The sequence below is a fragment of the Promicromonospora kroppenstedtii DSM 19349 genome, assembly GCF_000515355.1.
GTDB classification, from domain to species: domain Bacteria; phylum Actinomycetota; class Actinomycetes; order Actinomycetales; family Cellulomonadaceae; genus Promicromonospora; species Promicromonospora kroppenstedtii.
On the sequence record NZ_KI911572.1, the window covers coordinates 42,031 to 42,691 of the forward strand.

The 661-nt window shown below is 73.2% G+C and carries 2 protein-coding genes; both read right to left on the minus strand.

Annotated elements, in window-relative coordinates; genetic code table 11:
- The coding region (locus tag PROKR_RS37765) for a TadE/TadG family type IV pilus assembly protein (protein ID WP_036958990.1) at positions 1 to 147 on the minus strand (147 nt) is incomplete at its 3' end.
- A 3-nt stretch (positions 148 to 150) separates the two neighbouring features.
- Positions 151 to 369 carry a DUF4244 domain-containing protein gene (locus PROKR_RS01215; RefSeq protein ID WP_036958992.1) on the minus strand — a complete coding sequence of 73 codons (219 nt, stop codon included), beginning with the start codon at positions 367 to 369 and terminating at the stop codon, positions 151 to 153.
- Positions 370 to 661: the final 292 nt, after the last annotated feature.

Consider the following 661-nt stretch of genomic DNA (forward strand, 5'->3'; position numbering starts at 1 on the left):
CCCCGCGCGGGCCGCGTCCATGGCGCGCATCTGCGCCGTGGACGCGGCCGCGAGGGTGAGCACGGCGACGAGCACGAGGACGACGACCGGCAGACCGATGGCCAGCTCGGCCGTTACGGTGCCGCGTTCCGGCTCACGCTCCGTCATGGGTCAGCCGGTCGTCAGCGCCGACTGGATGAGCGACGTGAGCATCCCCTTCACGTCACCGCCCTTGAGGACTGCCATCAGCGCGCCCGCGAACGCCGCCGCGGCGAGCGTCGCGATCGCGTACTCGGCCGTGGCCAGTCCACTCTCCGACAACTGCTCGTCGACCTTCGTCCGCGGCCGGTCCTCCGGCTCGGGACAGGCCACCGCTGTCGTGATCGTCATGTCTTCCCCTCCTGCTCAGCCCCCGTCCAGCCTCTCGGCTCAGACGCAGGCACCCTGTACGGCCCGCGGCTGCGGGCCCCGTCCACCGCGTGGCGGACGGCCACGGCACGCTCGCGCGCGCCGAAGCTCTCGTTCCCGGCTCACTCACCCCCTGAGCAGGTCGATGCCCAGCGCCAGCAGCACCGGGACCAGACCCACCAGCACGAAGGCGGGCAGATAGCAGACGCCGAGGGGCAGCACGAGCCGCACCCCGAGCCGCGCGGCCGCCGTGCGGGTGCCGCACTCCGCTCGT

What these genes read in the sequence shown, in the direction of transcription:
- PROKR_RS01215 (WP_036958992.1), bottom strand. Translation starts at nt 369, where the DNA reads ATGACGATCACGACAGCGGTGGCCTGTCCCGAGCCGGAGGACCGGCCG.